Below are 26145 nucleotides of genomic sequence, written 5' to 3'. Positions count from 1 at the left end.
CCGGGGAGGGGAATCCTCCCCGCGCTGTCGGCGGCGCGCTGCCGGCGCGGCGGTCAGGCGGCCGTGGCGAAGGCGGCGCGAAGGGCGAGGCCGACCGGGACCATGCCGGGGATGACCTCCCGCGTGAACAGGCCCAGCGTCGCGAGGAAGCCGGGCAGCTCGGTGGGTGCGTCAGGCGCTGGGCCGAGGGCGGCGATCAGGCCGGGCGCCTCGGCCTCGGCCGCCGCGACCGCGGCATCCCGCGCCCGTGCCAGCGCGCCATCGGCGAACAGCGGCGCGAGCGTTTCGGGCAGCGCCGTGAGCACCTCCGGCCAATGCGCGAGGTGCAGGTACAGGCTCGGCATCACCGCAGGGTCGGAAAGGCCGTGGCGTGCGGCGAGCGCGCGCGCTGCGGCCGCCAGCACGGGCGGCAACCCGCCGAGCCGCGGCAGCGGCGGCGGTGCGGGGAGCATCGCGCCAACCGACGCGGCCGCGCCCTGTGCGCCCGGCGCGACGCCCTCCGCGCGGCGGCGGATCGCCGTCAGCACCGCGAGGTTCGTCAGGTTGCCGCGGTTGTAGGTCGCGACCAGCGCGGCGAGGTCCGCCGGCACCGCGGCGCGCGGCATGCCGGGGATCGGCACGCGCCGCGCGATCCTGTCCCGCGCGCCGGCCGCGGCGCCGGTCTCGAGGCACGGCCCCGCCTGCGCCCAGAGCCAGTCCAGCACGCCGGGCAGCGTGGCCGCATGCCGCCAGATCAGGTTCACCTGCGCCACGCCGACACCGGCGCGCAGGCCCGCATAGATGGCGGCGTCGCCGGGTGTGGCCTCCGCCTCGCGGATCTCGGCCAGGCTCACCGCGGCGCGGTCCAGGCGGCCTCGAGCTCCGCTCGGGTCATCAGGTCCGCGTATTTCTGGCCCATGTCGAAGAGGTTCGCCTCATGCGGCGCGATGGCGCGGTCGCCGACGCAATCCGTCACGCAGATGGTGCGGAAGTTGTTCTGCATCGAATCCACCACCGTCGCGCGCACGCAGCCCGAGGTGGTGCAGCCCGCGACCAGCACCGTGTCCACCCGGCGGAAGGCGAGCCAGCCGGCGAGGTTGGTGTCGAAGAAGGCCGATGCGCCCTGCTTGCGGACGACCAGCTCACCCGGCAGCGGCGTCAGTTCCTGCACGATCTGCGACAGCGGGCTGGCCTCCGTCAGCTTGCGCAGGCTCGGCGCCTTCAGCGTGAAGACGCCGGCATCCGACCCGTCATCGGCGTAGACGACGCGGGTATGCGCCACCGGCCAGCGCTGCCGGCGCGCGAAGTCGAGAAGCCGCACCGTCTGTTCGATGGCGGGGGCGATGTTGCCGCCGCCGAAATGCTCGGGGTCGGAAAAGCCGACCACGAAATCCACGATCACCAGCGCCGGCGCCTGGCCGAAGCCGGCGCGGTTGCCCATGCCCTGGCGGTGGTAGATGTCGGCTTCGGGATGTCCGCTCATGGTGCATGTCCCTCAAACGGCGGGCGCGGCCCATCCGGGCCGCTTGCCTTCGCGCCATGGGCTGTTGCGTCGGGAGGCGTGGTCGGGCTGGGCGCGGTCGCGCGTTGCGCTCGCGGCGCGAGGCTGAGGCTTGCGCCGAGGATTCGGCTTCGGGTCACGCCACCTGCTCCAGGTCGCGCAGCGACTGGATCATCGAGGTGCGCAGCAGGAAGGCCCGGTGCTTGCCCGGATCGGCGGCGGTGGCGCGCAGCTCGTCGTGATAGGCGCGCCGCACCTCTGGGTCGCGCTGGTTCAGGATCTGGCGGTTGCGCATCGTCGTCGCCTGCACCGTCTCGAGCGCGACCTTCCGTCGCTGGCGCGAATAGCGTTCCATCAGCGCGGGGTCGCCGCCGCGCCAGACCTCGGCGAGCTTGCCCGCCAGGTTGAAGGCGTCGTGCACGCCGCCATTCATGCCCATGCCGCCGAGCGGGTTGTTGATGTGCGCGGCATCGCCGGCGATGAAGCAGCGGCCTTTCGCGTAGGTGTCGGCGACGCGCTCATGCACGCGATAGGCGGTGCGGTGGCGCAGCTCGTAGCCGGACGGGTTCGGCACCACGGCCTGCAGCCGTTCCTCGATCCGCGCCGGGTCCATCATGCGCGCCTCGCTCTCCCCCGGATCGGTCGGGAACAGCACGCGCCAGAGCGAGGCCGTGCGCAGCAGCACGAACCATTCCTCGGGGTCGGAGATGTAGGCGATGTTCGACAGGTCCGCGATCGCCTCGTGGAAGGGGAAGGTGGTCGAGAGCGTGAGGAAGATCTCGGGTATGGTGATGCCGTCGAAGCCGATGCCGAGCGCCTTGCGCACGGCGGACGACGCGCCGTCCGCGCCCACGAGGTAGCGCCCGCGCAGCCTCTCCCGCGTCCCGTCCGGGCGTTCCACCGTCAGCGTCACGCCGTCGGCATCCTGCGCCACGTCCACCGCCTTCGCGTCGTACAGGAAGGTGACGTCCGGGTTGCTGCCCAGCCGGTCGCGCAGCATGCGCGTCAGCCGCCACTGCTCGCATTGCAGCCGGTAGGGGTGCTTGGTGTCGTCCTTCAGCATGCCGAGGTCGAAGGTCGCGATCACGCCCTGGTGGCGGTCGCGGAACTGCCAGGTGGGGCAGACCAGGCCCTGCGCGATCATCGCCTCCACCACGCCGAAGCGTTCCAGCATGTCGAGCGTCGGCGGATGGAAGGTGGAAGCCCGCAGGTCGTCAGGCAGGTCACGCGCCTGCTCGACGATGGTCACTGGAATGCCTTCCTCCGCCAGCGCGGCGGCGGCGACCAGGCCCGCCGGGCCCGCGCCGGCGATCAGGACACGGTTGTCTGTCATGGCCCCATTGCAGCGCGCGCGGCGGGCCGCGGCAAGGCCGCTTGATGCGGGGCCGGGCGGCGGCATCTATGGGGCATGCACATCCCCTTCCTCGACCGTTCGCCGCGCGTGGCCCTGGTCCGGCTTTCGGGACTGATCGCCGCCCGGCCCGACCCGCTGTCCGGCGGGCTGAACGATGCCGGCATCGGCCCGCTGCTCGACCGCGCCTTCGCGCTCGGCCGGCTTTCGGCGGTCATGCTCGTGGTGAACTCGCCGGGCGGCTCGCCGGTGCAATCCTCCCTGATCGCCCGGCGCATCCGGCGGCTGGCGGAGGAGAAGAAGGTGCCGACCATCGCGGTGGTCGAGGATGCCGCGGCCTCCGGCGGCTACTGGATCGCCGCGGCGGCGGACGAGATCGTGGCGGACCCGGCCTCCATCCTGGGGTCCATCGGGGTGATCAGCGCCGGCTTCGGCTTCGACCAGGCGATCGCGCGGCTCGGCATCGCGCGGCGGCTTCGCACGGCGGGGTCGGAAAAATCCTTCCTCGACCCCTTCGCGCCGGAGCGTGCGGAGGATGTGGCGCGGCTCGAGGAACTGCTCGCCACGCTGCACGAGGAGTTCAAGGCCTGGATCCGTGCCCGGCGCGGGGCGAAGCTGAAGGCGCCGGAGGAATCGTTGTTCACCGGCCGCTTCTGGACGGGGCGGGAAGCGGTGGGTCTGGGCCTTGCGGACGCGCTCGGCGATGCGGAGGGCGAGGCGCGGCGCCGCTTCGGGGAGAAGGTCCGCATCATCCGCCTCGGCCAGCGACGCCGCCCCTTCCCCTGGCGCCTGATCCCCGGCGCGCGGGAGGGCGTGGAGGCGCTGGCGCACGTCGCCGAGGAACGCGCGGCCTGGGCGCGGCTCGGGCTCTAGCCCTCCGCCGCCTTGGCCGGAACGCGGGAGAAGAACCACGCCGTGACGGCGGGCGGCAGCGCACCCGCGAAGCGCGCCATGGCGTAGGTGGGCCAGGGATAGGCCACGCGGACCCGCCCGCGCGCGATGCCCGACAGCGTCCGCCGCGCCGCTTCCTCCGCATCCATCAGGAAGGGCATCGGGAACGCGTTGCGCGCCGTCATCGGCGTCCGGACGTATCCGGGGCAGATGGCGTGCAGGCGGATGCCGCGCCGCCGCTCGCTCGCGTCGAGCGCTTCCGCCCAGCGCTGCACCGCCGCCTTGCTGGCGCAATAGGCCGGCGCGCCGGGGGCTGCGACGAAGGCGGCGAGCGAGGCGATCACCGCGACCCGCCCGCGCACCCCGTCCGCGCCCGGCGCCTGGCGCGCCATGGCCTCGATCGCCGGCAGGGCGGTGTTCAGCACGCCGGTCAGGTTGGTCTCGAAGATCCGCGCCGCCTGCGCCGCCGGTTCCGTATCCCCGCCCGTGCCGGCCGAGATGCCGGCATTGGCGATGACCAGGTCGAGCCGCCCTGCTTGCGCGATCCAGCGCGCCATCGCCGGCGCGTCCCGCACATCCACCGCTGCCGGGCGCACATCGGCGCCCTTCGCGCGGCAGGCCGCCGCCGCTTCCTCCAGCCGCGTCGCGTCGCGGCCGGAAAGATGCAGCACCGCGCCCGGCCGCGCGCAGGCCTCGGCCAGGGCGCGGCCCAGGCCGGAGGAGGCGCCGGTGATCAGCACATGGTCCCAGGCGGCTTGCATCCCGACCCTCCGCGGGGGAGAAGCGCGCATGTCCGCCGCCCCCCTCTCCTCCATGACCGGCTTCGCCCGAGAGGGCGGCACGCTGGCCGACGGTTCCTCCTTCGTCTGGGAAGTGCGCAGCGTCAACGGCCGCGGCCTCGACGTGCGCCTGCGCCTGCCCAACGGCTTCGACGCGTTGGAGACGCCGCTGAAGGAAGCCGCCGCGCGGCTGCTCAAGCGCGGCAATGTCAGCGCGACGCTGACCCTGAAGCGGGAGGATCGGAGCGCGGCGCGCCTGACGCCGGACCCGGAGGCGCTGGAACAGGCGCTGCGCATCGCGCTCGACCTCGCCGCGCGGATCCCCGGCGCGCCGGCCCCGCGCGCCGAGGCGCTGCTGACGCTGCCCGGCGTGCTGCGCGCCGAGGCGCGCGAACCGGACGAGGCGGAGGAAGAAGGCAAGCGCGCCGCCATCGCCGCCGCCTTCGCCCGCGCGCTGGACGGTCTCGTCGAATCCCGCCGTGCGGAGGGGTCGAAGCTCGCCGAGATTCTCGGCGTATTGCTGGATGAGGTCGTGGCGCTGCGCGACCTCGCCGCCAAGGAAGCGTCCGACCAGCCGGCGCTGCACCTGGCCCGGCTGCGCGAAAGCCTCGCCGCGCTGCTGGAAGGCGAGCGCCGCGTGCCGGAGGAACGGCTCGCGCAGGAGGTCGCGATGCTCGCGACCAAGTCCGACGTGCGGGAGGAGCTCGACCGCCTGTCCGCCCATATCGCCGAGGCGCGGCGGCTGCTGGCGAGCGGGGAGGCGATCGGCCGCAAGCTCGATTTCCTGACGCAGGAATTCGTCCGCGAGGCGAACACGCTGTGCAGCAAATCCTCCTCGATCCCGCTGACGCGCATCGGGCTCGAGATGAAGGCGGCGATCGAGCGGCTGAAGGAGCAGTCGGCGAATGTCGAATGAGGGCATCGCGCGGCGCGGGCTCTGCCTCGTGCTCGCGGCGGCGCCGGGGGCGGGCAAGACCTCCGTCTCCCGCGCGCTGCTGGAGACGGAGCCCGACCTGTCGCTCTCCGTCAGCGCCACCACGCGCCCGCCGCGCCCGGGGGAGCAGGAGGGCGTCCATTACTTCTTCAGGACGCCCGAGCAGTTCGACGCGATGGCGGCGCAGGGCGAGTTCCTGGAGCACGCCCGCTTCCTCGGCCGCGCCTACGGCACGCCGCGCGCGCCGGTGGAAGCGGCCCTCGGCGCGGGGCGCGACGTGTTGTTCGACATCGAATGGCAGGGCCATCGCCAGATGAAGGCGGCGATGGCCGAGGACGTGGTCGGCGTCTTCCTCCTCCCGCCCTCCCTGCCGGACCTGGAAAAGCGGCTGCGCGGCCGTGGCCAGGACAGCGAGGTCGAGATCGCCCGCCGCATGGCCGCGGCGCGGGAGGAGATCACCCACTGGGACGAGTTCGACCATGTGGTGGTGAACCGCGACTTCGCCGCGACGGTCGCGCAGGTGCGCGCCATCCTGCATGCGGCGCGGACGGAACGGCGCCGCCAGCCCGGCATGGCCGGCTTCATCGCCGGGCTGCTCGCCGGCTGAGCGCGTGGGCGTCATCCTCGGCATCGTCGCGCCGGTCTTCGTCATCGTCGCCATGGGCTGGGCGGCGGCGGCGTGGAAATGGATGGACCAGGCCGGCTTCCGCGCGCTGATCGCCTTCACCTTCTCGATCGCCTCGCCCGCGCTGCTGTTCGCAGGCGGCACCTCCGGCAGCACGCGGGGCGGGCTCGCGGCGATCCTGTTCTTCGTCGCGGCCCTGATCGTCTATGGCTTCGTGCTCTGGCTCGGCACGCGGCGGCTGCGGCTGCCGCTCGCGGATTCCGGTCTGCTCGCGCTGAACTGCACCTTCGGCAACACGGTGATGATGGGCATCCCGCTCGTCGCCGCGGCCTATGGCCAGGCCGGCCTTGCCGTGCTGCTTGCGCTGATCGCGCTGCATTCCATGGTGCTGCTTTCCCTCGGCACCATCGTCGCGGAGATCGGGCTGAATGCGCACGCACCTGTCGGACGCATCCTGCGCGCGACGGTCGCGGGCGTGGTGCGCAACCCGATCGTGATGGCGGTGCTCGCGGCGCTGGTCTGGAGCAGCCTGGCGCTGCCGGTCCCGGATGCGATGCGGCGCGTGCTGGAATTGCTCGGCGCGGCGAGCCCGCCGCTGGCGCTGTTCTGCCTCGGCGGGTCGCTCGCGACGTTCCGGCTCGGCGGCGCGATGGCGGAGGTCGCCTGGGCGGTGGTGCTCAAGCTGGCCGCCATGCCGCTGCTGGTCTGGGGGTTGTGCGCACTGTTCGGCCTGGGGCCGCTGGAGACCGCGGTCGCGGTCACGACCGCGGCGCTGCCGACCGGTGCGAACGCCTTCATGCTCGCCCGTCGCTACGAGGTCGGCGCGGAGCGGTCAGGTGCTACGGTGCTCGTCTCGACGGTGATCTCGGTGGTGACGCTGGCGGGCGTGCTGGCCTGGTTCAGGCCCTAGCGCTTCCGCCGCGGGCCAGGACCGCGCGCGCCAGCGCGTCGAATTCCGCGACGCTCAGAGTTTCCGCCCGCCGCGCGCCGTCGATGCCCGCGGCGGCCAGCAGCCCCTCGGCATCGCCGAGCGACTTCAGCGCTCCGCGCAGCATCTTGCGCCGCTGGCCGAAAGCGGCCGCCGTGGTGCGTTCCATCGCCGCGAACAGGGCCGGGCCGGGGTCCTCCGCATGCGGCGTGAAGCCGACCACGGCCGACCACACCTTGGGCGGCGGGCTGAAGGCGCCGGGCGGCAGGCGCAGCAGCATGGTGCAGCGGCAGCGCCATTGGGCGAGGACGGACAGCCGCCCATAGGCCTCGGTATCCGGCGCGGCGCAGATGCGCTCGGCGACTTCCTGCTGGAACATCAGCGCCATGCCTTCCAGCGCCGCGGCGCCGCGCAGCCAGCCGACCAGCAGCGGGGAGGCGACGTTGTAGGGCAGGTTGGCGACGATCCGGCGCGGCGCGGGCAGCAGCGCGGCCGGGTCCGCCTTCAGCGCATCGCCCTCGATGACGCGAAGCCGGCCGGGATGCGCGGCCGCGAGCTCGGCCAGCGCCGCGACCGCGCGGCGGTCGAGTTCGAGCGCCACCACCTCCGCCGCCGGTGTCGCGAGCAGCGCGCGGGTCAGCCCCCCCGGGCCCGGGCCCACTTCCAGCACATGCCGCCCGGACAGGTCGCCGGCGAGTGCCGCGATGCGCGCGCAGACGGCGGGGTCGAGCAGGAAATGCTGGCCAAGCGACTTGCGCGCATCGAGGCCGTGCCGCGCGACGGTCTCGCGCAGGCTCGGCAGGTCGGGCGTGGTCACCTCAGCCGCGGCGCGGCGGCGTCTGCCCGGCGGCCGGCGCCGGCGCATCGGTGCCGGTGCGGATCTCGATCTGCGCGCGCCGCTGCAGGTCGCGAAGCACCTGGCGGGAGATCAGCTCGACGCGCTCGCGCAGCAGCCGCTCGCGCGCCTGCTCGGGCGTGACCTCGGCCATGTTCCGGGTCTCCCGCGCGCAGACGGCCATGATCATCACGCCGTCCGGGGTGATGATGGGCTGGGACGGGCGGCCGATCGGCAGGTTGGTGAGCAGGTCGCGCAGTTCCGGCGGCGTGACGGTCTCGAGCCGGATCTGGCCCGGATCGGCCGGGCGGGGGCCGCCGCGCGCGGCCGCCTCCACCGCGTCGCAGCCGCGCCCGGTTTCGGAGATCTGCTGCGCGCGCTCCACCTGCCGGATCTGCTGCGCCGTGGGGGCGGCAGGGTTCAGCGCGCCCTCGAAGGGCAGGAAGGCCTGGCGCATGGTCAGCATCGTCGCCATGTCGCGGCCGGCGATGCGCTTCTGGCGCAGCGTCACGATGACGAAGCCGCCCGCGACGCGAATCGGGTTGGAGACCGCACCCTCGGGCATCTGGCGCACCACGGCGGCGACTTCAGGGTCGAGGCGGCCGGCCTCGACCCAGCCGAGGTCGCCGCCGAGCAGCGCCGTCTGCGCCTGGCTGAACTGCGTCGCGACCATCGGGAACGGCGCGCCCTGGCGCAGGCGGGAGATGATCTCGTCCGTGAAGCGCCGGACCTCCCCATCCTGACCGGGGTTGCTCACCGGCAGGAAGATCTCGGAGACGAGGAATTCCGGCTGGCCCTGGCGCGCGCGGGCGGCGGCGAGTACCTCGTTCACCTCGGCGTCGCCGATATTCGCCTGGGCGCCGAGCTGGGCGCGCAGCAGCCGGTTCCAGCCGACCTGCGCGCGGATCTGGTCATAGAGCACGCGGGGGTCGATGCCGGCGCGTTGCAGGTTGGCGCGCAGCCCGCCCGGCGGGAGGCCGTTGCGGTTTTCGATGTCGCCGACCGTGGTGGCGATGTCCTGGTCCGTGACGGGGATGCGCCGGCGCGCGACTTCCTGCGTGCGCAGCCTTTCATCGACCAGCAGGCGGAGGATCTGGTCATTGGCGCGGCCGCCGACGTCGCCCGACATGCCGGCCGACAGCGCGAGCAGGCGGCGGCGGCTTTCCACCTCAGCCAGCGTCACGACATCGCCGTTCACCACGGCGGCGACGCGGTTCACGCGGCCGGCCTGCGCGGCCGCGTCGGGCGCCAGGGGAAGGCCGCCGATCAGCAGCGCGGCGACGAGCGCCGGGAGGCGGCGGAAGGGGCGGGCGCGGCGCGGCGTCGTATCGGTCATGGCGGCCCTTTTCTAGGCTCTGGGCGCGGCCGGTGCCAGTCCGCCGTCAGATGGCGCGGAAGCCGACATCGCCCACGGTCTTGAGGCCGATCCGGAACAGCAGGATCGTGCTGGCGGGATACAGGTCGCTGGTCCCCGCGATCTCGGCGAAGCGCTTGAGGAAGCGCGCCTCGAACAGGAAGCATTCATCCTCGTAGGCGGCCGAGGCGCTGATGACGACCGGCCGTTCCTGTTCGAGATCGTAGCGCCCGAAGGCGGAGAAGCGCCAATTGCCGAATTGCTGCGTGACGCCGAGTGCGACCTCGTCGCGGTTGCGCACCGGCGTCAGGTAGGGGACGGCCGGCGTGTAGAGGTAGCCCGCGGTCAGCGTCGTGCGGGAGGACAGGCTCACCGAGGCGGAGAGGTCGAGGAAGCGCGGATCCCCGCCCTGCTGGTCGAAACGCCCGCGGCCCATGAATTCGAGCCATGGCGTGGGCGCGAGACGCGCCCGGCCGACCCAGTCCGACGCCCGGTTCTCGAGCCCGCTGCCGGCGTAGAAGGGCCCGCCGTCGCGCTGCATGCGGTAGGACGCGCCGGCGAGCCCCTCGAGCAGCCCGCCATTCGGGAAATGCCAGGCGCCGCGCAGCGCGTAGTCGATGCGCGTGCCGCCTTCCTGCCTGTCCCGTCCGTTGAAACGGTTGAGCGAGAAGAGATTCGCGTCGGTGAACTCGAAATCGATGCTGTCCTCGTTCGGGATGTCCGATTGCCGCCCGGTCACGGGGCCGGTCACCATCTGCACGCGTGGCTCGATGACCTGGTGGCCGTATGCGCCGGCGCGGCGGATGAAGGGCATGCGCCAGTCGAGCCCCGCCCGGACATTCGCCACCGTCGCCTGGCCGGCGTCGCGCCCCGTGGCGAAGTTCGGCGCGTCGTTGAGGTCGGTGTAGTTGTAGGCGACGAGGTCCGACTGGGCGCGCAGCGTCCACAGCCCGCCCATCCGGTCCGTCGCCGGCAGGGCGTAGCCCAGGCGGATAGCGGCGCGCTGCGTGTCCGTGCCGCGATCGCGGAAGGTCGCGAAGTTCCAGGTGTCGGCGGTGAAGGTGCCGCCGAGCGAATCGACCGGCGCGCGCCAGTCCCAGTAGATGTTCGGTCCGACGACGGGGATGAGGCTGTTGTCGTCGGTCGACCGCAGGCCCTGGAAGGCGCGCGCGTCGATCCGCGCGTAGCTGTCAGCCCCCCAGAAGCCTTCGGTGAAGACGTTGCTGTCGAGCAGCCGCCGCGCGCCATAGCGGTAGACGCGAAGATACTCCTCGGAGGAGGCGCGGTTGAGGCTGAAGCCCGCGCGCCAGGTGTCGTCGATGGCAAAGCGGCCGCGGGAGAAGATATGCCCGGCCCATCCCTCGGGCGTGCTGGAAGTGCCGTCGAGGTAGCCGACGGAGCCCTCGGCCTCGATCTCGCCGAAGTTGAAGCGGCGGCGGTATTCGAGGCCGATATTGGGCGCCGCGCTGGTCGCGAATTGCGGGCGCAGCACAAGTTCCTGGCTCTCGTCGATCGCCCAGTAGTAGGGCACCTCAATGAAGCCGCCGAGGAAGTCGGTGACCCCGAAGGTCGGGCTGAGGAAGCCCGACTGGCGCGGCACCGAGCCGGCAGGGTGCTGGAGGTACGGCGTCCAGAACATCGGCACGCCGCCGAATTCCACCACCGCGTCGCGGTAGCGCGCCTGGCGCGCCTCGTTGTCCAGCGTCGCGGTGCGCGCGCGCAGCTGCCAGATGGGCGGTGCGAGCGGGTCGCGCTCGCAAGGGTCGCAGGAGGAATAGACGACGCGCGAGAGGTCGAAGAAATTGCCGTCCGTGCGCCGCGCGCCGGCCGCGGCGACGCGACCGTTCTGCGCGAGCAGGCCGCGCAGCCCCTCGATCACGCCGTCGCGGAACTGGTTCTGCAGCACGACGCTGTCGGCGAAGACGACCTGGCCGTCCGCCTCGATCAGCTGGACGTTGCCGCGCGCGGTGGCAACGCCGGTGTTGCGGTCGTAGGTGAATTCGTCGGCGCGCAGCACGCGGTTGCCCTGCCAGGCCTCGACCCTGCCGCGCGCGACGACGAGGGCGCGATTCTGGTCGTACTCCACCTCCTCCGCCGTGAAGGTGACGGGGTCGTTCTCGCTTGGCGGGGCGGCGCCGGGCGGCTGGGCGGCGGGGGCGCCCTGGCCGGGCATGACGGGCGCGATCGCGGCCGGCGCGGCGATGGGCGGCTGCGCGGTGGCCTGGGCATGCGCGCCGCTCGCCCCGAACAGGAGGAGCAGGGGCAGCAGGCCGGCGGTGGCGGTCACGTGGCGCATGCCGGTCAGCCATCCTCCAGGTGGAGCAGAAGCGCGGTCGCGAGCAGGAAGCCCGAACCCGCCGGCGCCCAGGCGGCGAATATCACGGGAAGCGTCCCCGCCTCGCCGAATTCGCCCGTCACCTTGTCGATGACGAACAGGGCGAAGCCCGCGGCGACGCCGCCGGCGATCATCTGCCCGACGCCGCCGCGGCGCGACGATCGCATGGAAAAGCCGGCCGCGAGCAACGCCATCGCCGCGGCGAGCAGCGGCAGAGCGAGCAGCGAGTGGAAGTGCAGCCTGTGCCGTACAGCCGAGAAGCCCGCCGCCTCCAGCACCTGGATGAAGTCCGGCAGCGCCCAGAAGGACAGCGTGTCCGGGCTTGCGAAGGATTCCTGGATGCGGTCCGGTGTCAGGTCCGTTGGCAGTTCGAGTCGCCGCGTGGGCGCCGGCAGGCGGTCATTGCCGAAGGCCACCGCCTGCGCCACCACCCAGCGGCCGGGCTCGAGCACGGCGAAGGGCGCCTCGACGCGCTGCAGCGGGCGGTCCTCGGCCGAAAGGCGCCAGACCGTCACCTCGTCCAGGCGGAAGGCTTCCCCCTGCCGCAGGTCGCGCACCGCGACGGGCCGGCCCGACAGGATGGCGACGCCGCGCGGATCGAGCGCCGCATCCGCCTGGCGCAGCCAGAGCCGGCCGCCGGCCAGCGCCGTGATGCCGCCGGTGTTGCGCAGGTATTGCTGGTCGAGCCGCTCGGCCCGCGCGAACATCGCCGACGACAGCGGCGAGACCATCGTCGTCGCGATCCCGCCGAGCACCACCGCCACGACGACGGGCCCGGTCAGGAAGCCCCAGGCCGAGACACCCGCCGCGCGCGCGACCACCAGTTCGGACGACCGCGTCAGCCGCCAGAAGGCCGCGATGCCGCCGAGCAGGATGGCGAAGGGCAGGATCTGCATCGCGACGAAGGGCAGGCGGAGGGCCGCGATCTGCGTGACCAGCGCGAAGGTCGCATCCTGCCGCGTCGCTGCGCGGCGCAGCAATTCGATCAGGTCGAACAGCGCGACAAGGCCCGCGAGCGCGGCCAGCATCGCCATCGTCATGGTCGCGAAGCGGCGCGAGACATAGAGTGTGAGGGTGCGCGCGAAGGTCATGGCGCGGCCGGCATGGGCGGCGCCTGGCGCGGCCAGCCCGGCGCGCCGCCGATCCACCAGGCGGCGACGAAGCCCGGCAGCAGCGCCTGCACCCAGATCAGCGGGATCCACGCATTGTCGCGTGCGGCGAGGTTGCCGCCCGTCAGGCCGAAGGCGAGCAGCGCGACCACGATGCCGATGCCCACCGCGATGCGCAGCCCGCCGCCGTGGCGGCGGAACTCCCCGGTCAGCGCCACGGCGAGTCCCACCAGCGCGAAGGACAGCGTGGTCAGCGGCCCCGCCATTCGCTGGTGCGCCTCGGCGCGGTAGCGGCGGATCTCGCGGTCCCGCAGCCCCTCCGCGGGGTCGGGGCTCAGGAGCTCGGCGATGGAGCGTTCGCGCGAATCGCGCGATCGCGACTCCTCCCCCCGCGTCGCGCGGGCGAGGTCGACGCTGTTCTCGGTGAAGGAGAGCAGGTTGAGCCGCAGCGGCGGCGTCCCAGCCGGCGCGTTGGCGGGCGCCTGCTCGACCTGCTGCCGCACGCCGTTCAGCAGCGTCACACGCGGGCCGGATGCCGTCGTCGTGATGCGGCCCTGCTCGGCGAGGATCGTGACCGGCGCGCCATCCTCGCGCTGGTCATGCAACAGGATGCCGCGCAGCGTGCCGTCCGGGTCGCGGTAGCGCGCATAGACCGTCAGGTCGTTGCCGACCTGGGAGAAGACGCCTTCCTGCAGCAGGACGCCGACCAGCTGGTTGCGGATCTCGAACTGCCACTCGCGGAAGGCGGTGTGGCTGACGGGCACGAGCCAGACATTGAGCAACACGCAGATGCCGGTCGCGATCAGCGCCAGCAGCGCGGCGGGCCGCGCCAGCACCCATTGCGACAGCCCGGCGGCGCGCATCACCACCAGTTCGCGGTCGGATGCCAGCCGGACGTACAGGAACAGCACCACGATGAAGCTCGTGATCGGCAGGATGACCGCGAAGAAGGAGGGCAGCATCAGGCTCGTCAGCTTGATGAAGACGAGCAGCGAGAGGCCCCGGTCGAGCACCAGCTCGATGAAGCGGAGCGACTGCGTCAGCCATACGAGCGCCGCCAGCCCGACCGTGACGGCGAGCAGGGCGACGGCGAGCTGTCGGAAGATGTAACGGTCGATCCGGGTCATCACGGCGCCGGCAAACTAGAGGTTTGCGGCCGGGCCAGGAAGCCTTCGCCGTCCCGTTCCGTTGCGAAGGCGGATCAGGGCAGGACCTTGCCGGGGTTCATCAGGCCCGCGGGGTCGAGCGCGGCCTTGATGCGCCGCATCGCATCCAGCTCCGCGCCGCCGCGCCAGGCCTCCATCATGTCGGTCTTGAGCCGGCCGATTCCGTGCTCGGCGGAGAAGGAGCCGTCGAGGTCGCGCACCACCTCGTTCACCGTGTCCATGATGTCATGGCTGCGGGCGAGGAAGGCGTCCGGGTCCATGCCCACCGGCTGCTCGAGGTTCATGTGGATGTTGCCGTCGCCCATATGGCCGAAGGGCACGGGGCGGATCCCCGGGATCAGCGACTCGCAGGCCGCCGAGGCGCGCCGGATCAGTTCCGGCACCTTCGAGACCGGGACGGACACGTCGTTCTTGACCGAAGCGCCTTCCTTGCGCTGCGCCTCGGGGTGTTCCTCGCGGATGCGCCAGATGGCGGCGCGGCGCGCCTCGCTGCCGCCGATCACCGCGTCCATGACCTCGCCCGCCTCCATCGCCGCGCCGAGCACCTGTTCGGCCAGCCCCTGCAGGTCGGCATCCGCGCGGGTCGAGGCGAGGTCGACGAGGATGTAGTGGTCGGCGCGCTCGGCCAGCGGCAGGCTCACGCCGGGGATGTGCTTTAGCGCGAAGTCGACGCCGAGGCCCGACATGTACTCGAAGGCGCGGATCGCGGTCTCGTCCGCCTCGCGGAAGCGGCGGAAGACGGACAGCGCGGCATCCTCGTCGGCCACCGAGCAGAACAGCACCTCGTTCGCCCGCGGGCGGGCGAACAGGCGCAGCGTCGCCGCGGTGATGATGCCGAGCGTGCCTTCCGCGCCCACGAACAGATGCCGCAGCGCGTAGCCGGTATTGTCCTTGCGCAGGCGGCGCAGCCCGTTCCAGACCTGCCCGTCGGGCAGCACCACTTCCAGGCCGAGCATCAGTTCGCGGGCATTGCCGTAGCGCACCGTGGTGTTGCCGCCGGCGTTGGTCGACAGGATGCCGCCGATCATCGCCGTGCCTTCCCCGCCGAAGGACAGCGGGAAAAGGCAGTTGCACTCGGCCGCGGCATCCTGCGCGACCTTCACCACCACGCCCGCCTCCGCGGTCATGGTCATGTCGAGCGGGTCGACATCCCGGATGCGGTTCATGCGCGCGAGGGACAGGACGACGGAGCGGCCGTTGCCTTCCGGCGTGGCACCCCCGACCATCGACGTATTGCCGCCCTGGGGCACGATGGCGATGCCGGCCTCGCCGCAGATGCGCACGCAGTCGGCGACCTGCTGCGTGTTCGCCGGGCGCAGCACCGCGAGCGCGGCGCCGCGGTACAGCCCGCGCCAGTCGGACAGGGCGGGCGCGATGTCAGCCGGGTCGGTGAGCAGGCCGGCGGGGCCGAGCAGGGTGGCGAGGGCGGCGGGCAGGGCAGGGTTGGTCATGGCGGGCCGATGTGCCGCGCAAGCGGAGCCCCGGTCAATCTCACCCCTTGCCGGTCATGCGCGCGAACACCTGCCGGTCGCGGTTTTCCTGCATCAGCATGTTCAGGCTCGGGAAGTTGGCGAAGCCTAGGCCCTGTGGCGGGCCGCCTTCCGGGTCGGGCTCGATCCTGCCGTAGGGCTCGGAGGCGAGCTTCTCCCACTTCCCGGCGGGCTTCTTCGCCTCGATGGTGACGACCGTCGCCTTCAGCAACATGCGCACGATCGCCTCCTTCGGCGAGGACGGCTTGGTCAGCGAGGGGTTGCCCGCGATCATCGTCCAGCCATTCGCAAGCGCCCAGGCGGTCAGCGCGTCCTTGTCCATCATGGCCGTGTCCTTCGCATGTCCCAGCCTTCTGCGCGTGCGGCAGCGCGCGCGCAAGGCATTCAGCGCGTCTCGTCCGGGCCCGGCTTCAGCCCGTAGCGTTCCACCAGCGCCCAGACATGGCGCGGGATCATGTTGCGCATCATGCCCGGCTTCTGCCGGCGCAGGTGCAGCACCGTCTCGATCGCCTTCATCTCGAGCCGCGCGCGGGCGAATTCCAGCCCGCGCGGGCCGATCCGCGGCTGCAGCCAGGCGACGATCGGCCGCGCCCAGTTCGGCATGCGCCGCAGCGGCAGCCCGCCCGCGGCGCGTTCGGTGTTGGCCATGAACCCCTTCACCGCCGCGGTGCGCCGGCCGGCGTCGCGCGGGGTCTCCACCGCCACCTCCTCGCCGAGCAGGGAGAGAAGCGTCTCCCCCTTCGCGTTGCGCACGATCAGCCATTGCGCGCCGGTGCCGGCCATGTAGCCGACCGTGATGTCCGCCAGCGCGTTGGTGTAGTCGACGCAGGTGCGGCAGGTGAGCGGGAAGAAGTCGCCGGGCAGGTCCGACAGCGGGAGCATCAGGAAGGGGATCTCGCGCCTGCGGCCATCCTCGTGCCGGATCTCGACATGGTAGTCGGCGCGGAATTCCAGGTAGGTCACGGTCGCCGGCGTCGGGTCCACCAGCGCGAGGAACTTGTGGAAATTCTCCGTCGTTGTGTTGTCCGAACACGGCGTGCCGATGACGAAGACCTCCTCGAAGCCGAGGCGTTCTTCCAGCGCCCGCAGCGCATAGACCTGGCAGGGGATGCCGATGATGGCGATGCGCCTGTGCCCGGCCGCGGCGGCCGGTTCCAGAAGCGCCAGCAGCGGCGCGTAGCCCATGCGCATGCCGCGGCAGGCGGCCATGCCCTCGGGCTTCGTCACCAGCACGGGGACGGGCTTCCACCGATCCTCCGGATCCGGCGCCATGGTCAGCACGGCGGTCACCGCGCCGGACTCCAGCAGGCGTTCCGCGATGCGGGTGGTGATGCCGGTCCATTGCGCGCCCTCCGCCGGGGCGCGCAGCGCGGCGCGGACCATGCGGCGGAAGGGGCCGAAATGCGTCTCGTCCGGGCGGGCGGGGTCGCGGGCGCGGCCATGCACGCGCGCTTCCAGCGCCGCGTAATCGGGCTTTATGAACTGGCAGGCCGCCCCGCAGGCCTTCGCATCCGCCATGCGGGAGACGCCGCAATCGGTGCAGAGGCCCCGTGGCGCGGGTTCGCGCAGCGGCGGCGCCTCGACGCTCACAGGAAGGCCAGCCCGACCAGCGCGCCGGCGCCGAGCACCCAGAGCGGCGAGAAATCCGTCCGCCAGACGAAGACCGCGGAGGCGGCCGTGAGCAGGACCGGCAGCCACCCCGTCGACGTGCCCTGCGCAAGGATGAGGCCGGAGGCGGCGATCAGCCCGACCGCGATCGGCACCAGCCCGCGTTCCACCACCCGCAGCCAGAAGCGCCCCGACAGGCGCGTCCGCAGGCGCGAGAAGCCGAAGGCCATGACCGAGGTCGGCAGCGTCATCGCGAGCACCGCCGTCAGCATGCCGCCGATGCCGCCCACGTGCCAGCCGAACAGCCCGACGACCAGCACGTTCGGCCCCGGCGCCGCCTGGGCCAGGGCGAAGCGCCGCGCGAAATCGGCATCGCTCATCCAGCCATGCACCTCGACCACCAGGCGGTGCATCTCGGGCAGCACGGCGATGCCGCCGCCCACCGAGACGAGCGAGATCGCCCCGAAGCCCCAGACGAGCTGCCAGAAGACCGTCGCGGTCATTTCGCCGAGAGCGCCCGCCACGCGGCCAGGATGCCGAAGGGCGCGAGCCCCAGCACCACCCAGGGCAGCGGCACGCGCAGCACGCCCGCCGCCAGCAGCGCGCACAGCCCGACGGCCAGCAAGGTGGGCGGCGGCTTCAGCTTCTGCGTCATCTTCGCCGCCGTGCCGATCACCATGCCGGCGGCGGCGGCGGCAACGCCGGCCAGCACGGCCTTGACCACCGGCACCTCGCCATAGGCGTCGTAGAACATGGCAAGGCCGGCGAGCAGGACCAGCGGGCCGCCGAACATCGCCCCGGGGGCGGCGATGGCGCCCGCCGTGCCGTGGAAGCGGTCCCCCACCATGATGGCGGCGTTGAGCGCGTTCGGCCCGGGCAGCACCTGCCCAAGGCCGAGCGTCTCGGCATATTCCTGGTCGGTCAGCCAGCGCTTTTCCTCGACCAGCACGCGGCGTGCCCAGGCATTGATGCCGCCGAAGCCGATCAGCCCGATCTTGCCGTAGGTGAGGAAGAGGTCGGGCAGCGTCGGAACCGGGCGTGGCGCGGAGTCGGTCATTGCCGCCAGGGGACCGCGCCCCGGGGCCGCGATCAACCCCCGCGCGCCTTCCCTTCCGCGATCCGGTTGAATAACTGTCCTGTCGCCGCCGGGCGGAGACCCGGCCCAGAGGAAGGCCATCCGCCATGACCCCCCGCCGGACGATGCTCGCTGCCCTGCCTGCCCTCGCGGCCCTGCCGGCCGCGGCGCAGGAGGCACCCTTCCCGAACCGCCCGATCCGCATCCTGCTGGCCTTCGCCCCGGGCGGCGGCACGGACCTGATCGCGCGCACGCTGGCCACGCCGATGCAGGGCATCCTCGGCCAGCCGGTGGTGGTGGAGAACCGCCCGGGCGCCGGCGGCAACATCGCGACCGAGGCCGCGGCCTCCGCCCGGCCGGACGGCTACACGCTGCTGATGGGCAACCATGGCCCGATGAGCGTGAACGTCTCCTTGTTCCGCAACATGCGCATCGATCCGGAACGCGCGCTTGAGCCGATCGGCCTCGTCGCCGACGCGCCGCTCGTCGTCGTGGTCGGGCCGAAGTCGCGCGCCCAGACCCTGCAGGAGCTCCTTGCCGAGATCCGCGCCGGGGGCGGCCAGGTGACCTATGGCAGCGCTTCCAACGGCTCGGCCAGCCACCTGGCCGCGGCGCTGATGCTGCAGATGGCGGGGCTGCAGGCGGAACACGTGCCCTTCCGCGGCGCGGGGCCCGCGCTGACCGACGTGGTCGCGGGGCACCTGCACTTCATGATCACGACGCTGCCCTCGGTGGTCGGCCTCATCAGCGGCGGGCAGGTGCGGCCGATCGCCGTGACCGGCGAGAGCCGCATCGCCGTGCTGCCCAACGTGCCGACCGTCGCGGACACCATCCCCGGCTACAAGGCGACCGCCTGGTACGGGCTGCTCGCGCCGCGTGGCACGCCGGCCCCGATCCGGGCCCGGCTGTTCGAGGCGATGCGCCAGGCGCTGTCCGACCCCGAGGTGATCCGCCGCCTGCGCGACGAGGGCGCCGAGCCTTCCAACCTCGACGGCGAGGGCTTCGCCCGGCTGATCCGCTGGGAGCGGGAACGCTGGGCCGCGGTCATCCGCCAGGCGAACATGACCGTCGACTGACCGCGAGGGCCGGCGCTAGCCTTCGCCGGCCTGCCCGTTCAGACGCTGCATCGTGCCGGCCAGGGCTTCGATCCGCCGCGTGGTCTCGCCGACCAGGGTGTCGATTTCCTGCGCCGCGTCGCGCGCCCGGGCGGCGAGTCCCTTGACCTCCTGCGCCACCACCGAGAAGCCCCGCCCGGCCTCGCCCGCGCGTGCGGCCTCGATGGTCGCGTTCAGCGCCAGCAGGTTGGTCTGGCCGGCGATGCCCTGGATGGTCGCGCTGATCTGGCCGATCCGCCGCGAACTCTCGACCGCGTCCGCGACGGCGACTTCCGTTTCCTGCACGGCCTCCCGGCGTACCGAGACATCGACGCCGCACATCAGGATGCTCTCCGCGCTGCCGTCGAAGCGCCGCTGGCAGGAGAAGATCGCGTCGAGCCAGCGCCTGGCGCCGGTCCCGTCGGGGAAGGCGACCTCGCGGCGCACGGCCTCTCCCGCTGAGACGCGGCGGAGCGCATCCGCGGGCAGGATGTCGGACAGCGGCAGCGAGGCGCCGTCGATCGGCGCGCCCGCCATGGTCCATTCCGCGATCACGTTGGTGGCCGAGATCGTGCGGATCTTGCTGTCGAACTTCAGGGATGCCTGCTTGGTCTCGGTGACGTTCGCCTGGATCGAGATGTAGCGCTCGATGACGCCCGCGTCGTTGCGGACCGGGTTGATCGCGAGGCTTACCCAATAGGGCGAGCCGTCCTTGTGGTAGTTCAGGATCTCGACATAGCTCGGCACGCCGTCGCGAAGCGATTCCCGGATCCGCTCGACCGTCGCGGCCTCGGTCAGCGGGCCCTGCAGGAAGTCGCCCGGCTTGCGGCCGATCACCTCGGCCGCGGCGTAGCCGGTCATGCGCTCGAAGCCGCGGTTGACGTATTCGATGCGGCGCTGCGCGTCGGTGATGATGACGGAGTTGTCCGTCTCGTCGGCCACCAGCGAGAGCAGCTTGAACTGCTCGCGCTGCCGCACCTCCGCATCCACGTTGCGGATGAAGGCGGTGTAGACCTGGTTGCCGTTGGACAGGCGGATGCGGCTGAGCGAGAGGCTGCCCCAGACCGAGCTGCCGTCCTTGCGCGGCACCCGGACCTCGCGGGAGGTGCCGACGATCCTGTCCTGGCCGGTCTCGCGGTGGCGGTTGACGAAGCCGTCGTGGTGTCCCTGCATCGCCGCCGGGACCAGCATCTTGACGTTGTGGCCGATCACCTCGTCGCGCGCGTAGCCCCACAGGCGCTCGGCCGCGGCGTTGAAGAAGGTGACGTTGTTCCGCTCGTCGATGCAGACGACCGCGTCGAGCGCCTGCTCCAGCGTCTGGTTGATCGTCTCCTGCGCGTTCCGTTCGGCGGTCACGTCGCGCACGAAGGCGGTATAGCCGTGCTCGCCGCCCGGCAGCTCGACCTTCGAGAGGGAGAGCGAGACCCAGATGACCGCGCCGTCGCGCCTTTCGAGCTGGACGGCACGGGAGGTGCCGACGATCTTGTTCTCGCCGGTGCGGCGGTGATGGTCGACGAAGCCATCGTGCCGCGACTGCATCGCGCGCGGCACGAGCATCGAGACGTTCCTGCCGAGCACCTCGGCGCTCGACCAGCCCCAGAGCCGCTCGGCCGCGGGGTTCATGTAGACGACGTGGTTGCGGCCATCGATCGTGACGACGGCGTCCACGACCTGGTCGAGCAGGGCCCGGAGCTCCGGCGCGACGGCTGGGGTGCCTGGCGCCGGGGCGACCGATTGTTCATCGGAATGCCGGCGATCCTCGCGCTTCCAGAACATGCCGCTGCTCCACCCGTGGGTTCACTATTTCGTGAGTATGCGGGGTGGGCGTGAATCATTCGTATCGTCTGAAGGACGGGCCGTGCGGCCCGTCCCCCGGCGTCGTCTCAAACCTTCCGCACGTTCCACATCAGCGGCACCGGGCTCGGCAGGATGTCCTGCACGTTCCGGCGGAAGGCGGTCGGCTGCCACATCTGGCCGATCGTGACATAGGGCACGACCTCGAAGGCGCGCTTCTGCATCTCGACGGCGATGCGCGTCTGTTCCGCCGGCGTGGCAGCCGAGAGGAACTGGTCGCGCAGCGCCTCGAGCCCGGGATCCGTCGGCCAGCCCGCCCAGGCATTGGCGCCGTGCGTGCGCAGCGGCGCGTGCAGCGCCGGGTTGGCGAGGTCCGGCCCCACCCACCAGGTGTGGAAGATGGACCAGCCGCCCTGCGCCGGCGCGTTGCGGTTGGCGCGCCGCGCCAGCACGCTGCCCCAGTCTGTCGCCACCAGCTCCACATTCATGCCCAGCCGGCGCAGCAGGTCCTGCGTCACCAGCGACTGCGCGTGGTTGGCCGGGATGTCGGTCGGGCTGATGATCACCACGGGTTCGTTGGCGTAGCCGGCTTCGCGCAGCATCTGCCGCGCGCGGTCGAGGTTGCCGCCGATCGCCTCGATGCCGTCATTGCTCGCCAGCGGCGTGCCGCAGGAGAAGAAGGCCTTGCATTCGCGGAAGTAGCGCTCGTTGCCGACCACCGCCTGCAGGTAGTCGCGCTGGTTCACCGCCATCTGCACGGCGCGGCGGATCGCCGGGTTGTTGAACGGCGCGTGCAGGTGGTTGAAGCGCAGCATCAGGATCGAGCCGACCGGGTCGATCTGCTCGAGCCGCACGTCGCGGGCGCGCTGGAGCAGCGGCAGCAGGTCGAAGGCCGGCTGCTCGTACCAGTCGACCTCGCCTGTCTGCAGGGCGGCCGCGGCGGTGGCGGGGTCGGGGATGATGCGCCATTCGACGCGCTCGACATGCACGCGCTTGCCGCCCGCGGCCGAGGAGGCGGGCTCGTTGCGCGGCACGTAGCCGGCGAAGCGCTCATAAACCGCCTGGCTGCCCGGCACCCACTGGTCGCGCAGGAAGCGGAATGGGCCGGACCCGATCGCCTCGGGCACCGGCGTGTTGGGGTCGAGGCTCGCATGCCGCTCATGCATGATGAACGGCACCTGGGAGGACAGCTTCCCGATCGCGTCGACCAGCAGCGGGAAGGGGCGGGAGAGCCGGATGCGGAAGGTCCGGTCGTCCACCACGCTCATCTCGGCGACCGCGGCCATCAGGGTCTGGCCGAAGCTGTCGCGCGCACCCCAGCGGCGCAGGCTCGGGATCACGTCCTGGGCGCGGACGGGCTCGTTGTCGTGGAAGCGCAGGCCTTCGCGCAGCCGGAAGGTCCAGACCAGGTCCGTGCCGGACCCTTCCCAGGATTCGACCATCTGCGGGCGGATGCGGAATTCGGCATCCGTCGCGAACAGCGTGTCGTAGACCATGTAGCCATGGTTGCGGACGATGTAGCCGGTGGTGCCCACCGGGTCGATCGAGGCCAGGTTGGAATGGGGGACGAAGCGCAGCACGTTGCGCGCGGCCCCCTGGGCCAGGGCGGGGCTGGCGAGGCCGGCCGGGACGGCGGCGGTGGCCCCGGCGGCGAGGATGGAACGGCGTGTCGGCATGGGTCTCGGGCCTCCTGACCTGTTGTGATTGAGCATCAAATGAGGCCGCGCCGGCGGTCGTTGCAAGCGCCCGCCGCCGCCGGCCCTTGACCAGGGCGCCCCGGACCGCCTAGGCCCCGCGGCGCTTCCATGTTAAGCGCCGGGGCCCTCCCTTGGGGGCCGGGGCGCGAATCCGGCCGCATCGGGCGGATGGCAAAGGGAATCGGCCCGGGTACGGTCCCGGCAGAATGGAGAGAGTCACGCGATGAGCGAAACCGCCGAGAAGGTGAAGAAGATCGTCGTCGAGCACCTCGGCGTCGAGGAGGCGAAGGTCACGCCCGAAGCTTCCTTCATCGACGACCTGGGCGCCGACAGCCTCGACACGGTCGAACTCGTGATGGCCTTCGAGGAGGCCTTCGGCGTGGAGATCCCGGACGACGCGGCCGAGAAGATCACCACGGTGAAGGACGCGATCGAGTACATCGAGAAGCAGAAGGGCGAGTAACGCCCGCGTTGCTGGGGGAGGGGTAGAGCGCGTGTTCCAGAACGGTTTCTCGCCGCGACGCGTTGTCGTGACCGGCATGGGCATCGCCTGCCCGCTCGGCCTCGGTGTCGAGCATGTGTGGAAGCGGATGCTCGCGGGTGAATCCGGGATCCGCGCCATCCAGTCCTTCGACACGACGACCCTGCCCGCCAAGATCGCCGGCCAGATCCCGGTCGGCGTGAAGGCGGAAGGCGGCCTCGACATCAACGAATGGATCCCGATCAAGGACCAGAAGAAGATGGACCGCTTCATCCAGTTCGCGCTCGTCGCGGCGGAGGAAGCGGTGGCCGATTCCGGCTGGCGGCCGGAAGCGGAGGAGGCGCGCTGCCGCACCGGCGTGATGATCGGCTCGGGCATCGGCGGGCTCGAGACGATCCATGAGGCGGCGCAGCTCGCCGTGCAGGGCAAGTCGAAGCGTATCTCGCCCTTCTTCATCCCGTCGGCGCTGATCAACCTCGCCTCCGGCCAGGTCTCCATCAAGTACGGCTTCAAGGGGCCGAACCATTCCGTGGTGACGGCCTGCGCCACCGGCGTGCACGCGCTGGGCGACGCGGCGCGCCTGATCGCGCTGGGCGATGCCGATGTGATGGTCGCGGGCGGCGCGGAAGCGGCGGTCTGCGAACTCGGCGTCGCGGGCTTCTGCGCGGCGCGCGCGCTGTCCACCGGCTTCAACGACACGCCCACGGCGGCCTCCCGCCCCTGGGACGAGAACCGCGACGGCTTCGTGATGGGCGAGGGCGCGGGCGTCGTGGTGCTCGAGGAATACGAGCACGCCAAGGCGCGCGGCGCGAAGATCTACGCCGAGGTCATCGGCTACGGCATGTCGGGCGACGCCTACCACATCACCGCCCCGGCCGAGGGCCATGAAGGCGCCTTCCGCGCCATGAAGGCCGCGCTCGCCTCCGCCAACGTGACCCCGGCGGAGGTGCAGTACGTCAACGCGCACGGCACCTCGACGCCGCTCGGCGACGACCTGGAACTGGAAGCGGTGGAGCGGCTCTGGGGCGATGCAGCCAAGGGCCTCGCCATGTCGTCGACCAAGTCCGCGGTCGGCCACCTGCTGGGCGCGGCGGGCGCGGTGGAGGGAATCTTCTCCATCCTCGCGATCCGCGACAAGGTCGCCCCGCCGACGCTGAACCTGGAAAAGCCGTCGCGCGAAAGCGCGATCGACCGCGTCGCGATGCAGGCCCAGCCCCGGAAGATCGACGTCGCCCTGTCGAATTCCTTCGGCTTCGGCGGCACGAACGCCAGCATCGTCTTCCGCGCCGCCCCCTGACGCGCCGGGGCGCATGAGCGAGGCCGCGCCGCCGCCCGCGCCACGAAGGCGGCGGCGGCGCGGTGCTCTCGTTGCGCTCGCGGTCCTTCTGTCCCTCCTCGGTGCCGCCGCATGGGGCGCGCATGCCGCGTGGCGGGTCTTCACGGCGCCGGGTCCGCTCGCCGAAGCCGTGCAGATCGTCATCCCCCGCGGCGGGACCGAGCGCATCGCCGCGACGCTGCTCGAACGCGGCGTCATCCGGGACCCGCGCGCCTTCGCGGTCGCCGCCTGGCTGACCCGCGGCGACGGGCCGCTGCGCGCCGCTGAATTCGCCTTCCCCGCCGGCCTACCCTTGGCCGATGTGCTGCGCATCCTGCGCGAGGAGCGCCCGGTGCAGCGCCGCCTGACCATCCCCGAAGGCCTTACCGCCCACCAGATCCGCGCCCTGCTGGAACGCACCGAGGGGCTGACGGGGGAGATCCCCGCCTTCAGCGAGGGCGAGTTGCTGCCCGAGACCTACGCCTTCGAGTTCGGCGAGACGCGGGCCGCCATCATCCGCCGCGCCGATGCGGCGATGGAGCGCGCGCTCTCCGAGGCCTGGGCCGCGCGCGCGCCGGGCCTGCCGCTCGCCAGCCCGCGGGAGGCGCTGATCCTCGCCTCCATCGTCGAGCGCGAGACGGCGCGCGCCGAGGAACGCGGCAAGGTGGCCGGCGTCTTCGTCAACCGCCTCCGCCGCAACATGCCGCTGCAATCCGACCCGACCGTCGCCTATGCCGCGACCGGCGGCGCGCCGATGGACCGGCCGATCAGCCGCGCCGACCTCGACCGCGACCACCCCTTCAACACCTACCGCATCCGCGGCTTGCCGCCCGGGCCGATCGCGAGCCCGGGCCGCGCCGCGCTGACCGCCGCGACGCGGCCGGAGGCGACGGACTTCATCTTCTTCGTCGCCGACGGCAGCGGCGGGCACGCCTTCGCCCGTACGCTGGAAGAGCACAACCGCAACGTCGCCCGCTGGCGGGAGATCGAGCGCGGCGCTACGGCGCCGGCAGCACGGACTCCGTCCGCCCCATCAGGTAATAGGCCGTAAGCCCGATCCATTCGCGGAAGGCCCATTCGAACTGGCCGAGCCGTTCGGGGAAGGGCGCGTCGTACCAGGCCTGCCAGCTGTGTCCGGTGCGGTAGTTGACCGGCCAGGGGACGATCTCCCGCCAGCCCGCGGCGCGGAACACGCCCATCGAGCGCGGCATGTGCGAGGCCGAGGTGACCAGCAGCCAGACCTCCCCGGGCTTGGGCTGGATCAGCCGGTGCGTCAGCACGGCATTCTCATGCGTGTTGCGCGCGGCGTCCTCGTAGACCACGCGCTCGGGCGGGATGCCCATGGCGGTCCAGAGCTGGCGCGCGACATCGGCCTCGGTCGTGCCGCCATGGACGAAGGAGCCCTGGCCGCCGGTGAAGACCAGCCGCGCCTCCGGATGACGGCGCGCGAGGATCACGCCTTCCGTCATGCGTTCCGCCGCGCCGTTCAGGCTCGGGATGCCGCGCGCCTCGGTGATGTTCTGCTCGACCGCGCCGCCGAGCACGATGATGCCGTCCACGCGCGGGGGTGGCGGCGCGGGGCGGGCGAAGCGGTCCTCCAGCGGCAGCAGCATCCACTGGTTCACCGGCGTCGCCACGAGCATGGCGAAGAAGCCGAGGGAGAGCAGCACGAGCCACCGCCCGCCGCGCCGCCCGCGCCAGACCAGCGCGAGCCCCAGGAAGCCCAGGATCAGCGCGAAATGCCCCGGCCGGGCCGGGAACCAGAGGATCTTCGAGACCGCGAAGAGGATGTCGTTCATGGCGC

General features: G+C 72.1%; 25 protein-coding genes. 8 read left to right on the top strand and 17 right to left on the bottom strand.

Going from position 1 to position 26145, the window contains the following annotated elements; all coding sequences use genetic code 11:
- Positions 1-53 precede the first annotated feature (53 nt).
- The 3 genes from J5Y09_RS11300 to J5Y09_RS11290 form a co-directional block, all read right to left on the bottom strand.
- Positions 54-833: a hypothetical protein gene (locus J5Y09_RS11300; protein WP_209351852.1), complete on the bottom strand. Its 780-nt coding sequence runs from the start codon at positions 831-833 to the stop codon at positions 54-56.
- Positions 830-1462 (bottom strand): isochorismatase family protein, encoded by a 633-nt coding sequence (locus tag J5Y09_RS11295; RefSeq protein WP_209351851.1) that lies wholly within the window; start codon positions 1460-1462, stop codon positions 830-832. The genes J5Y09_RS11300 and J5Y09_RS11295 overlap by 4 nt, the downstream gene beginning before the upstream one ends.
- Before the next feature lie 154 nt (positions 1463-1616).
- A complete protein-coding gene (locus J5Y09_RS11290; protein ID WP_209351850.1) occupies positions 1617-2813 on the bottom strand; it encodes an FAD-dependent oxidoreductase in 1197 nt (398 codons plus the stop codon).
- A 75-nt stretch (positions 2814-2888) separates the two neighbouring features.
- Between J5Y09_RS11290 and J5Y09_RS11285 the strand changes: the two genes are divergently transcribed.
- Positions 2889-3704, top strand: coding sequence for a S49 family peptidase (locus J5Y09_RS11285; protein WP_209351849.1), 816 nt, complete (start codon positions 2889-2891; stop codon positions 3702-3704).
- Here the strand turns inward: J5Y09_RS11285 and J5Y09_RS11280 are convergent.
- The gene (locus J5Y09_RS11280; protein ID WP_209351848.1) at positions 3701-4483 is read right to left on the bottom strand and encodes an SDR family NAD(P)-dependent oxidoreductase; all 783 of its coding nucleotides are present in this window, start codon (positions 4481-4483) and stop codon (positions 3701-3703) included. The two genes, J5Y09_RS11285 and J5Y09_RS11280, sit on opposite strands and share 4 nt — an antisense overlap.
- A gap of 28 nt (positions 4484-4511) precedes the next feature.
- On the opposite strand from J5Y09_RS11280, the gene J5Y09_RS11275 reads away from it, so the two are divergent.
- From J5Y09_RS11275 to J5Y09_RS11265, 3 genes are read left to right on the top strand one after another with little or no spacing between them, the layout of a single operon-like run.
- The gene (locus tag J5Y09_RS11275; protein ID WP_245217037.1) at positions 4512-5417 is read left to right on the top strand and encodes a YicC/YloC family endoribonuclease; all 906 of its coding nucleotides are present in this window, start codon (positions 4512-4514) and stop codon (positions 5415-5417) included.
- Positions 5407-6042 carry a guanylate kinase gene (gene gmk / locus J5Y09_RS11270; protein WP_209351847.1) on the top strand — a complete coding sequence of 212 codons (636 nt, stop codon included), beginning with the start codon at positions 5407-5409 and terminating at the stop codon, positions 6040-6042. Before J5Y09_RS11275 ends, gmk begins: the two co-directional genes overlap by 11 nt.
- A gap of 4 nt (positions 6043-6046) precedes the next feature.
- Positions 6047-6970 carry an AEC family transporter gene (locus J5Y09_RS11265; RefSeq protein ID WP_209351846.1) on the top strand — a complete coding sequence of 308 codons (924 nt, stop codon included), beginning with the start codon at positions 6047-6049 and terminating at the stop codon, positions 6968-6970.
- On the opposite strand, the gene rsmA is transcribed toward J5Y09_RS11265, so the two are convergent.
- From rsmA to J5Y09_RS11215, 10 genes are all read right to left on the bottom strand, one after another.
- On the bottom strand, positions 6960-7805 hold the full coding sequence (gene rsmA / locus J5Y09_RS11260; RefSeq protein WP_342451457.1) for a 16S rRNA (adenine(1518)-N(6)/adenine(1519)-N(6))-dimethyltransferase RsmA: 846 nt from the start codon (positions 7803-7805) through the stop codon (positions 6960-6962). The genes J5Y09_RS11265 and rsmA overlap by 11 nt on opposite strands.
- Before the next feature lies 1 nt (position 7806).
- A complete protein-coding gene (locus J5Y09_RS11255; protein ID WP_209351844.1) occupies positions 7807-9159 on the bottom strand; it encodes a peptidylprolyl isomerase in 1353 nt (450 codons plus the stop codon).
- A gap of 46 nt (positions 9160-9205) precedes the next feature.
- Positions 9206-11473 (bottom strand): LPS-assembly protein LptD, encoded by a 2268-nt coding sequence (locus J5Y09_RS11250; protein ID WP_245217036.1) that lies wholly within the window; start codon positions 11471-11473, stop codon positions 9206-9208.
- Between the two features lie 5 nt (positions 11474-11478).
- Positions 11479-12603 carry an LPS export ABC transporter permease LptG gene (gene lptG, locus J5Y09_RS11245; RefSeq protein ID WP_209351843.1) on the bottom strand — a complete coding sequence of 375 codons (1125 nt, stop codon included), beginning with the start codon at positions 12601-12603 and terminating at the stop codon, positions 11479-11481.
- Positions 12600-13748 (bottom strand): LPS export ABC transporter permease LptF, encoded by a 1149-nt coding sequence (lptF, locus tag J5Y09_RS11240; protein ID WP_209351842.1) that lies wholly within the window; start codon positions 13746-13748, stop codon positions 12600-12602. Before lptF ends, lptG begins: the two co-directional genes overlap by 4 nt.
- A 74-nt stretch (positions 13749-13822) precedes the next feature.
- Positions 13823-15238 carry an FAD-binding oxidoreductase gene (locus J5Y09_RS11235; protein ID WP_209351841.1) on the bottom strand — a complete coding sequence of 472 codons (1416 nt, stop codon included), beginning with the start codon at positions 15236-15238 and terminating at the stop codon, positions 13823-13825.
- Positions 15239-15278: 40 nt separating this feature from the next.
- Positions 15279-15602 carry a hypothetical protein gene (locus J5Y09_RS11230; protein ID WP_245217035.1) on the bottom strand — a complete coding sequence of 108 codons (324 nt, stop codon included), beginning with the start codon at positions 15600-15602 and terminating at the stop codon, positions 15279-15281.
- 59 nt (positions 15603-15661) lie between these two features.
- The gene (locus tag J5Y09_RS11225; RefSeq protein ID WP_342451456.1) at positions 15662-16867 is read right to left on the bottom strand and encodes a Coenzyme F420 hydrogenase/dehydrogenase, beta subunit C-terminal domain; all 1206 of its coding nucleotides are present in this window, start codon (positions 16865-16867) and stop codon (positions 15662-15664) included.
- A complete protein-coding gene (locus J5Y09_RS11220; RefSeq protein ID WP_209351840.1) occupies positions 16864-17388 on the bottom strand; it encodes a chromate transporter in 525 nt (174 codons plus the stop codon). Before J5Y09_RS11220 ends, J5Y09_RS11225 begins: the two co-directional genes overlap by 4 nt.
- Positions 17385-17942: a chromate transporter gene (locus J5Y09_RS11215; RefSeq protein ID WP_209351839.1), complete on the bottom strand. Its 558-nt coding sequence runs from the start codon at positions 17940-17942 to the stop codon at positions 17385-17387. The genes J5Y09_RS11220 and J5Y09_RS11215 overlap by 4 nt, the downstream gene beginning before the upstream one ends.
- A 125-nt stretch (positions 17943-18067) precedes the next feature.
- Between J5Y09_RS11215 and J5Y09_RS11210 the strand changes: the two genes are divergently transcribed.
- Positions 18068-19036 (top strand): Bug family tripartite tricarboxylate transporter substrate binding protein, encoded by a 969-nt coding sequence (locus tag J5Y09_RS11210; RefSeq protein ID WP_209351838.1) that lies wholly within the window; start codon positions 18068-18070, stop codon positions 19034-19036.
- Between the two features lie 15 nt (positions 19037-19051).
- Here the strand turns inward: J5Y09_RS11210 and J5Y09_RS11205 are convergent, their stop codons facing one another.
- Entirely contained in the window at positions 19052-20830 is a 1779-nt protein-coding gene (locus tag J5Y09_RS11205; protein ID WP_209351837.1) for a PAS domain S-box protein, read from the bottom strand.
- 107 nt (positions 20831-20937) lie between these two features.
- A complete protein-coding gene (locus tag J5Y09_RS11200) occupies positions 20938-22524 on the bottom strand; it encodes an ABC transporter substrate-binding protein (protein ID WP_209351836.1) in 1587 nt (528 codons plus the stop codon).
- A 244-nt stretch (positions 22525-22768) separates the two neighbouring features.
- On the opposite strand from J5Y09_RS11200, the gene J5Y09_RS11195 reads away from it, so the two are divergent.
- The 3 genes from J5Y09_RS11195 to mltG all read left to right on the top strand — a co-directional run bounded on the left by J5Y09_RS11195 (position 22769) and on the right by mltG (position 25392).
- Positions 22769-23008 carry an acyl carrier protein gene (locus J5Y09_RS11195; RefSeq protein WP_198375448.1) on the top strand — a complete coding sequence of 80 codons (240 nt, stop codon included), beginning with the start codon at positions 22769-22771 and terminating at the stop codon, positions 23006-23008.
- Between the two features lie 31 nt (positions 23009-23039).
- Positions 23040-24323 carry a beta-ketoacyl-ACP synthase II gene (gene fabF, locus J5Y09_RS11190; protein ID WP_209351835.1) on the top strand — a complete coding sequence of 428 codons (1284 nt, stop codon included), beginning with the start codon at positions 23040-23042 and terminating at the stop codon, positions 24321-24323.
- Between the two features lie 169 nt (positions 24324-24492).
- Positions 24493-25392 (top strand): endolytic transglycosylase MltG, encoded by a 900-nt coding sequence (gene mltG, locus J5Y09_RS11185; protein WP_342451455.1) that lies wholly within the window; start codon positions 24493-24495, stop codon positions 25390-25392.
- Here the strand turns inward: mltG and J5Y09_RS11180 are convergent.
- Positions 25340-26140 (bottom strand): YdcF family protein, encoded by an 801-nt coding sequence (locus J5Y09_RS11180; RefSeq protein WP_209351833.1) that lies wholly within the window; start codon positions 26138-26140, stop codon positions 25340-25342. The genes mltG and J5Y09_RS11180 overlap by 53 nt on opposite strands.
- Between the last annotated feature and the right edge of the window lie 5 nt (positions 26141-26145).

Source organism: Roseomonas nitratireducens, from assembly GCF_017813355.1.
GTDB classification, from domain to species: Bacteria; Pseudomonadota; Alphaproteobacteria; order Acetobacterales; family Acetobacteraceae; genus Neoroseomonas; species Neoroseomonas nitratireducens.
Note: the sequence above shows the minus strand (reverse complement) of the source record. Positions and strands in the feature narration are given on the sequence as shown.

Coding starts and splice junctions, on each gene's coding strand:
- J5Y09_RS11295 (WP_209351851.1), bottom strand. CDS start 1,462: ATGAGCGGACATCCCGAAGCCGACATCTACCACCGCCAGGGCATGGGC.
- J5Y09_RS11290 (WP_209351850.1), bottom strand. CDS start 2,813: ATGACAGACAACCGTGTCCTGATCGCCGGCGCGGGCCCGGCGGGCCTG.
- J5Y09_RS11285 (WP_209351849.1), top strand. CDS start 2,889: ATGCACATCCCCTTCCTCGACCGTTCGCCGCGCGTGGCCCTGGTCCGG.
- J5Y09_RS11280 (WP_209351848.1), bottom strand. CDS start 4,483: ATGCAAGCCGCCTGGGACCATGTGCTGATCACCGGCGCCTCCTCCGGC.
- J5Y09_RS11275 (WP_245217037.1), top strand. CDS start 4,512: ATGTCCGCCGCCCCCCTCTCCTCCATGACCGGCTTCGCCCGAGAGGGC.
- gmk (WP_209351847.1), top strand. CDS start 5,407: ATGTCGAATGAGGGCATCGCGCGGCGCGGGCTCTGCCTCGTGCTCGCG.
- J5Y09_RS11255 (WP_209351844.1), bottom strand. CDS start 9,159: ATGACCGATACGACGCCGCGCCGCGCCCGCCCCTTCCGCCGCCTCCCG.
- J5Y09_RS11250 (WP_245217036.1), bottom strand. CDS start 11,473: ATGCGCCACGTGACCGCCACCGCCGGCCTGCTGCCCCTGCTCCTCCTG.
- lptG (WP_209351843.1), bottom strand. CDS start 12,603: ATGACCTTCGCGCGCACCCTCACACTCTATGTCTCGCGCCGCTTCGCG.
- lptF (WP_209351842.1), bottom strand. CDS start 13,748: ATGACCCGGATCGACCGTTACATCTTCCGACAGCTCGCCGTCGCCCTG.
- J5Y09_RS11235 (WP_209351841.1), bottom strand. CDS start 15,238: ATGACCAACCCTGCCCTGCCCGCCGCCCTCGCCACCCTGCTCGGCCCC.
- J5Y09_RS11230 (WP_245217035.1), bottom strand. CDS start 15,602: ATGATGGACAAGGACGCGCTGACCGCCTGGGCGCTTGCGAATGGCTGG.
- J5Y09_RS11220 (WP_209351840.1), bottom strand. CDS start 17,388: ATGACCGCGACGGTCTTCTGGCAGCTCGTCTGGGGCTTCGGGGCGATC.
- J5Y09_RS11215 (WP_209351839.1), bottom strand. CDS start 17,942: ATGACCGACTCCGCGCCACGCCCGGTTCCGACGCTGCCCGACCTCTTC.
- J5Y09_RS11210 (WP_209351838.1), top strand. CDS start 18,068: ATGACCCCCCGCCGGACGATGCTCGCTGCCCTGCCTGCCCTCGCGGCC.
- J5Y09_RS11205 (WP_209351837.1), bottom strand. CDS start 20,830: ATGTTCTGGAAGCGCGAGGATCGCCGGCATTCCGATGAACAATCGGTC.
- J5Y09_RS11200 (WP_209351836.1), bottom strand. CDS start 22,524: ATGCCGACACGCCGTTCCATCCTCGCCGCCGGGGCCACCGCCGCCGTC.
- J5Y09_RS11195 (WP_198375448.1), top strand. CDS start 22,769: ATGAGCGAAACCGCCGAGAAGGTGAAGAAGATCGTCGTCGAGCACCTC.
- J5Y09_RS11180 (WP_209351833.1), bottom strand. CDS start 26,140: ATGAACGACATCCTCTTCGCGGTCTCGAAGATCCTCTGGTTCCCGGCC.